The 7,252-nt window shown below is 72.5% G+C and carries 5 protein-coding genes and 1 pseudogene; 1 reads left to right on the forward strand and 5 read right to left on the reverse strand.

Annotated features, from left to right (window positions below):
- From AB0B41_RS09570 to pdxH, 5 genes and pseudogenes are all read right to left on the reverse strand, one after another.
- Positions 1-321, reverse strand: a pseudogene (locus tag AB0B41_RS09570) (hypothetical protein); the annotation flags it as partial.
- Positions 322-412: 91 nt separating this feature from the next.
- Entirely contained in the window at positions 413-1,810 is a 1,398-nt protein-coding gene (locus AB0B41_RS09575; protein ID WP_358200910.1) for a deoxyribodipyrimidine photo-lyase, read from the reverse strand.
- A 120-nt stretch (positions 1,811-1,930) separates the two neighbouring features.
- Positions 1,931-3,226, reverse strand: coding sequence for a citrate synthase (locus AB0B41_RS09580; protein WP_358200912.1), 1,296 nt, complete (start codon positions 3,224-3,226; stop codon positions 1,931-1,933).
- Between the two features lie 195 nt (positions 3,227-3,421).
- The gene (locus AB0B41_RS09585; RefSeq protein ID WP_358200974.1) at positions 3,422-4,711 is read right to left on the reverse strand and encodes an MFS transporter; all 1,290 of its coding nucleotides are present in this window, start codon (positions 4,709-4,711) and stop codon (positions 3,422-3,424) included.
- A gap of 435 nt (positions 4,712-5,146) precedes the next feature.
- Positions 5,147-5,776, reverse strand: a complete 630-nt coding sequence (pdxH, locus tag AB0B41_RS09590; protein ID WP_358200976.1) for a pyridoxamine 5'-phosphate oxidase — start codon at positions 5,774-5,776, stop codon at positions 5,147-5,149.
- 248 nt (positions 5,777-6,024) lie between these two features.
- Between pdxH and AB0B41_RS09595 the strand changes: the two genes are divergently transcribed.
- Positions 6,025-7,146: a citrate synthase 2 gene (locus tag AB0B41_RS09595; RefSeq protein WP_358200914.1), complete on the forward strand. Its 1,122-nt coding sequence runs from the start codon at positions 6,025-6,027 to the stop codon at positions 7,144-7,146.
- Positions 7,147-7,252 lie beyond the last annotated feature (106 nt).

A 7,252-nucleotide genomic window follows, 5' to 3' on the forward strand; every position in this document is an offset into this window, starting at 1 on the left:
CTTCGTCGGCGAGGCGGCCCGCTTCTCGGGCGCCGGGGCCTGGGTCCGGGTCAGCAGGCCGTGCGGCGCGCGGCCGTTGTGGGCCGAGCCGTTCACACCCGACCCGGTCGCCCCGGCCGAGCCGTTCACGCTCCCGACCACCACCGGCTCCGCAGCTCCGATCGCCGTCGTGGACGGGGTCGCGACGGCCCGGGCCCACTGGTCGCGCACCGGCCGGCCCGCGCCGGAGCGCCGCCACACCACCCATGCGCCCGCACCGGCCGCGCTCGCCACCCCGAGCAGCACGATCGCGCGTCGCCTGCGGTTCCGTCGGTCGGCCATCCCGGGCTCCCCTCGTCGGTGCTGGCCACACCCTAGAGTTCACCCGTCCGCCACGCGGACGGCCCCGGGCCCGACGACCGATCGGGCCCGCTCAGGACAGTCTCCCGCGCGCCTGCTTCACCTTCTCGTAGCGGGCGAGGGCCTCCTGCCGCTCGGCCTTGTGGTCGACGATCGGCTCCGGGTAGCCCTCCGGCACGCCGCCGGGCAGCGCCCAGGGCTGGTGCACCGCCTTGCCCTCGATCCCGCGCAGCTCGGGCACGTACTTCCGCACGTAGTCGCCGTTCGGGTCGAACTTCTCCCCCTGCGTGATCGGGTTGAACACGCGGAAGTACGGCGACGCGTCCGTCCCGCTGCCCGCCGTCCACTGCCAGCCGTGCTGGTTGGAGGCCAGGTCGCCGTCGACCAGCAGCTGCATGAAGTGTCGCGCGCCCCACCACCAGGGCAGGTGCAGGTCCTTGACCAGGAACGACGCCACGACCATCCGCAGCCGGTTGTGCATCCAGGCCTCGGCGCGCAGCTGGCGCATGCCGGCGTCGACGATCGGGAAGCCGGTGCGGCCCTCCTTCCAGGCCGCGAAGTCCGCGTCGGCCTTCTTCCCCGAGGCGAGCGGGAGGGCGTCGAACGCACGGTCGTAGTTCTTCCGCGCGGAGTCCGGACGCTGGAACAGGATGTCCGCGTAGAACTCCCGCCAGGCGATCTCGGTGCGGTAGGTGTCGGCGCTCGCAGAGCGCTTGCGGGCGAGGTCGGCGAGCACCGTGCGGGGGTGGATGCAGCCGTACTTCAGGTACACCGACATCCGCGAGGTGGCGGGCTTGTCCGGGCGGTTGCGGTCGTCGCCGTAGTGGTCCACGGCCGCGTCGAGGAAGTCCGCCCAGGTCCGCAGGGCCGCCTGCTCGCCGGGCTCGGGCAGCTCGGCCTCGACGGCGACGTCGTCGGGGATCGTCACCGCCCGCGGCCCGCCCTTCTTGTCGGCCGGATCCATCCAGGAGACGGTCGAGGCGGAGGTGTCGGCGGGCGCGCGCCAGCCGTGGTCGGTCCACGCCCGGCGGAACGGGGTGAACACGCGGAAGGGCTCGCCGTCGGCCTTGCGGACCCGGCCGGGGGCGACGGCGTAGGGCGAGCCGGTGCGCACGAGCTCGCGTCCGGTGTCGGCCAGGGCCTTCTCGACGGCCTCGTCCCGCTTGTGCCCGTACGGCCCGAAGTCCGCCGCGACGTGCACCGCCCCGGCGCCGACGGCCTCGGCGACCCGCGGCACGACCTCGGCCGGGTCGCCCTCGACGACCAGCAGCTTGCCGCCGAGGGCGGCGTCGAGCTCGCGCAGGCAGCCGTACAGGAAGTTCAGCCGGGCGCCCCCGCTGGGCCGCATCAGCGCGGGATCGAACACGAACAGCGCGAGCGCCTCGTCCGAGGAGTCCGCCGCGGCCAGGAAGGTGGGCTGGTCGCCGACGCGCAGGTCACGCCGGAACCAGACGACGGAGCGCTCGGGCATGGGCCGACGCTAGCGGCGGCCGGGGGAACCCGCGCGCCGAACTCGAACCCCCGAATGCACGAACGGCACCTCCGTGCGGCAGGTCCGCACGGAAGTGCCGTCTGTGCGGCGGAGGGCGGGTCAGCGGGCGTTCAGGTCCACGTAGTCCCGCTCGGTGGCGCCGGTGTAGAGCTGGCGCGGGCGGCCGATCTTGTTCTGCGGGTCGGACATCATCTCCCGCCAGTGCGCGATCCAGCCGGGGAGCCGGCCGAGCGCGAACAGGACCGTGAACATCTTGGTCGGGAAGCCCATGGCCCGGTAGATCACGCCGGTGTAGAAGTCGACGTTCGGGTACAGCTTCCGCTCGACGAAGTAGTCGTCCGCGAGGGCCTTCTCCTCGAGCTTCATCGCGATGTCGAGCAGCGGGTCGGTCACGCCGAGGGCCTTGAGCACCTCGTCGGCGTTCTGCTTGACGATCTTCGCGCGCGGGTCGTAGTTCTTGTAGACCCGGTGCCCGAAGCCCATCAGCTTCGCGCCCTTCTCCTTGTTCTTGACGCGCTCGACGAAGGCGTCGACGTTGCCGTCCTCGACCTCCTGGATGCGGGTGAGCATCTCGAGGACCGCCTGGTTGGCGCCGCCGTGCAGCGGGCCGAACAGGGCGTTCACGCCGGCGGAGATCGACGCGAACAGGTTGGCCTGCGACGAGCCGACGAGCCGGACCGTGGACGTCGAACAGTTCTGCTCGTGGTCCGCGTGCAGGATCAGCAGCGTGTCGACGGCCTTGGCCATCACCGGGTCGACCTCGTACGGCTCGGCCGGGAACCCGAACGTCATGCGCAGGAAGTTCTCCACCAGGCCCAGCGAGTTGTCCGGGTAGAGGAACGGCTGGCCGACGGACTTCTTGTAGGCGTAGGCCGCGATGGTGAAGACCTTGGCCATCAGGCGGACCGTGGACAGCTCGACGGCCTTCTCGTCGAACGGGTCCAGGCTGTCCTGGTAGAAGGTCGACAGCGCCGACACCGCCGAGGACAGCACCGGCATCGGGTGCGCGTCCCGCGGGAAGCCGTCGAAGAACCCCTTGAGGTCCTCGTGCAGCAGGGTGTGTCGGCTGATGTCGGTGGTGAACTGGTCGAGCTGCGCCTGGGTGGGCAGCTCGCCGTAGATGAGCAGGTAGCTCACCTCGAGGAAGGTCGACCGCTCCGCGAGCTGGTCGATCGGGTACCCGCGGTACCGGAGGATGCCCGCGTCCCCGTCGATGTAGGTGATCGCGGAGGCACAGGCGGCCGTGCTGGTGAAGCCGGGGTCGAAGGTCGTCATCCCCGACTTCGCGAGGAGCTTGCTGACGTCGACCGCCGACGCCCCCTCGGTCGGCGCCTTGATCGCCATCTCGTGCTGGCCGCCCGGGTAGGTAAGGACGGCGGTGTCTTCGTCAGCCATGTGGAGGTTCCCTCTCACACTCGTTTCTTCTGCGTTGGGCGCCACGCTAGTGCGCCACCGCGCATCCGTACCGTTCGACGGATCCGCGTCACGTCCCGAGGCGGTAAGGATCACTCCGCAGGACGGTTCTTACGGCGTCCGTGTCCATGCTCGTCCTCCGAGCGCAGGACGGCATCCCCTGGCGTTGGCCGGCGGTCACCGGTGGGCGTCGAGGGGGACGCGATAGTCCCAGAACTCGCGGAACCGGAACACCACCGCGACGGTCACGACGACGACCGCCACCCCGCCGATCCACGCGGCCGTGCCCGGCCCGACGGCCGCGGCCGCCGGCCCGTGCCAGAGGTCCGCGAGCCGGGGCCCGCCGGCGACGACCACCGCGAACACGCCCTGCATCCGGCCGCGCATCTCGTCCGTGGCCACGGACTGCAGGATCGAGTTGCGGTACACCGAGCTGACCAGGTCGCCCGCCCCCGCCACGGCCAGCGCGACCACGGCGATCCACAGCGACGACGTGAGCCCGAACGCGGCGACGCCGAGGCCCCAGATGCAGATCGCGACGGTGACCGCCACGCCCTGCCGGGACACCCGCTTCAGCCAGCCGGAGAACACCCCGCCCGCCACCATGCCGATGGGGATGGCCGCGAACAGCAGGCCCAGCGCGAGGCCGCCGCCCGGCGGGTCGCCGAACACGGTCTGGCTGATCTCGGGGAAGACCACGCGCGGCATGCCGAAGCCCATCGCGATGATGTCGACCAGGAACGAGACCAGCAGGATCCTGTGCAGGGCGGCGTAGCGGAAGCCGTCGACGATCTGCCGCACGCCCGCCTTCGGCCGCTCCCCGGTGGCCTGCGGCGGCACCGCGGGCAGCCGGAACGTGGCCCAGAGCGTGGCCAGCAGGAAGATCGCGTCGAGCAGGTAGAGCGTGCCCAGCCCGACGACCGGGATCAGCACGCCCGCCATCAGCGGCCCGACGATCGCGCCGAGCTGCATCACGGTCATGTTCAGCGCGTTCGCCGCCGGGAGCTGGGCCGCCGGGAGCAGTCGTGGGATGACGGCGGCCCGCGCCGGTTGGTTCATCGCGAGCATCGACGACTGCAGCGCGAACAGCACCAGCACGACCCAGACGTTGCCCACCCCGCTCGCCGCGACCACCCACAGCGCGAGCGAGGTGATGGCGATACCGGTGCCGGTCAGCAGCAGCATCCGGCGGCGGTCCACGGCGTCGGCGATCGCGCCGCCCCACAGCCCGAAGACCACCAGCGGGACCAGGCCGAACGCGCCCGTCAGGCCGACGTAGGCCGACGAGTCCGTCATCGCGTAGATCTGCGTGGGCACGGCGACGACCGACATCTGCGCGCCGATCGTGGTGACGATCCCCGCCACCCACAGCCGCCGGTAGGAGGGCGTCTGCAGCGGTGTGGTGTCGGCGAAGGTGTTGCGGGCCAGACCCGCCAGCCGGGTGCGGATCGTGCGGCCCTCGGGCAGCTGTGCCGTGGTCGCGTCCGGGTCCACGGGGACGCGCCGGGTGGCGCCCTCGCGCCCGCCCCGGACCTGCTGGGTCGGCGCGTCCGGGCCCGTGGTCAGGCGCTGGGTGCTCGCCTCGGCCGGGCCGGGCGCCGGGACGGTGAGCGGGTCCGCCCGCGGGTCGTGGGCGGGACGGGTGGGCGGCTCCGGCGCCGCCCCGGAGGGGTCGGCGCGCAACGGATCCGTGGGCTGGTCCGGGCCCGATCCCGGACGGGGGCGACTCACGTTTCCACAGGTACCACGCCCGTCCGACACCTCCGCACCCCGCCGGGCGAGGAAACCGGACACCGGCGCGCGAACCGGACACCCGAGGCGTGAGCGAGCGGCGCTCTCGTTCAGTAGGTGTGAGCGAGGGTGCCGTTCGCTCCGTCCGCCACGGCGCCGCTCGCCCGTCCGCTACGGCGCCAGGCGGACGACCTTCCAGGTGCGCGAGTCGCGGTCGCCCACGAAGCGGAGCCGGTCGTGCATCCGGTTGGTGCGGCCCTGCCAGAACTCGACCTCGTCCGGCACGATCCGCCAGCCGCCCCAGTGCGGCGGCCGGGGAACGGCCTCGGTGTCGGCGAACCGGCGCTCGGCGGCGGCCAGCGCGTCGTCGAGCACGCTGCGGTCGTTCACCACGGCGGACTGGGCCGACGCCCACGCGCCGAGCTGCGAGCCCCGGGGCCGGGTCGCCCAGTACGCGTCGGCCTCGGCGTAGCTGGCCTGCTGGACCAGACCGCGGACGTGCACCTGGCGGTGGAGCGCATACCAGGGGAAGGTCGCCGACGCCTCGTGCGACTGGCGCAGGTCGCGGCTCTTCGCGGAGGTGAAGTTCGTGTAGAACACGACGCCGCGCTCGTCCAGCCCCTTGCAGAGCACCGTGCGTGACGACGGGCGGCCGTCCGGGTCCGCCGTGGCCAGCACCATCGCGTTGGGCTCGGGGATGCCGGCCTGGCCGGCCTCGGCCAGCCAGCGCGCCAGCTGCTCGTGCCAGGTCGGGGCGAGCTGGTCGACGTCGAAACCTCCGGCGCCGTAGTCGACCCGCATGGCGGCGAGCGTCAGTTCGGTCAATGCGCACCTCCTCGTGGACCCCCGACGGTAGGTGGGCGCCCCGGCCGCCCGACACCCTCCGTTCGGGTCCGGTGACCGATCACACCTGGCCGGTCCGTTGTGCTCCGGCGCTGGTCGGAGGCAGGGTGACGGCGAACACGCGCGAACCCGCGCGCAGCAGGGACATCGGCCGACGACGCCACCCGGCGACGGCCGCCGGTGCGCAGACACGTGAGGAGACCCCGGTGTCCGAAGTACCCCCGCCCCCGCCCGGCTTCAAGTCCGGCCTGGAGGGGCACGTCGCCTTCCGGACCGAGATCGCCGAACCCGACAAGGACGGCGGCGCGCTGCGGTACCGGGGCGTCGACATCGAGGACCTGGTCGGGCAGGTCACCTTCGGCAACGTCTGGGCGCTGCTGGTCGACGGCCGGTTCGGGCCGGGCCTGCCGCCCGCCGAGCCCTTCCCGATCCCGGTCCACACCGGCGACGTCCGGGTCGACGTGCAGGCCGCCCTGGCCATGCTCGCCCCGCACTGGGGCTACCAGCCGCTGCTCGACACCTCGGTCGAGGAGGCCCGCGAGCAGCTCGCCCGCGCCTCGGTCATGGCGCTGTCCTACGTCGCCCAGTCCGCCCGCGGCATCGGCATCCCGGCCGTCCCGCAGTCGCGTGTCGACCAGGCGAAGACCATCACCGAGCGGTTCATGGTCCGCTGGAAGGGCGACCCGGACCCCGCGCACGTCAAGGCGATCGACGCCTATTGGGTCTCCGCCGCCGAGCACGGCATGAACGCGTCGACCTTCACCGCGCGCGTGATCGCGTCCACCGGCGCGGACGTCGCGGCCTCGCTGTCCGGCGCGATCGGCGCCATGTCCGGCCCGCTGCACGGCGGCGCCCCGGCCCGCGTGCTGCCGATGATCGCCGAGGTGGAGAAGACCGGGGACCCGGAGGCGCTGGTCACGGGCATCCTGGACCGCAAGGAGAAGCTCATGGGCTTCGGGCACCGGGTCTACCGGGCCGAGGACCCCCGGGCCCGCGTGCTGCGCCGCACCTGCCAGGAACTCAGTGCACCGCGCTACGAGGTGGCCGCCGCGCTGGAGCAGGCCGCGCTGCGGATCCTGCGCGAGCGCCGCCCCGACCACCCGATCGAGACGAACGTCGAGTTCTGGGCCGCGGTGATCCTGGACTTCGCGCAGGTCCCGCCGCACATGATGCCGGCGATGTTCACCAGCGCCCGGACCGCGGGCTGGTCGGCGCACATCCTGGAGCAGAAGCGGGAGAACAAGCTGGTCCGCCCGTCGGCCCAGTACATCGGCCCGGGCCCGCGCAAGCCACAGGACGTCGAGGGCTTCGACCTGCTCGTCCACTGACCTCGTGAGTGGCGATTTTTCAGAAAAACACAAAATACACTAACAAGCAGGAGGGGACCAGGGGCCGGGTTGCGATGAGGCGGCAGGCCACGGTCGGCGAAGACGG

Origin of the sequence: Pseudonocardia sp. NPDC049154 (assembly GCF_040648315.1) — a bacterium.
Taxonomy (GTDB): domain Bacteria; phylum Actinomycetota; class Actinomycetes; order Mycobacteriales; family Pseudonocardiaceae; genus Pseudonocardia.

Coding starts and splice junctions, on each gene's coding strand:
- AB0B41_RS09575 (WP_358200910.1), bottom strand. CDS start 1,810: ATGCCCGAGCGCTCCGTCGTCTGGTTCCGGCGTGACCTGCGCGTCGGC.
- AB0B41_RS09580 (WP_358200912.1), bottom strand. CDS start 3,226: ATGGCTGACGAAGACACCGCCGTCCTTACCTACCCGGGCGGCCAGCAC.
- pdxH (WP_358200976.1), bottom strand. CDS start 5,776: ATGCGGGTCGACTACGGCGCCGGAGGTTTCGACGTCGACCAGCTCGCC.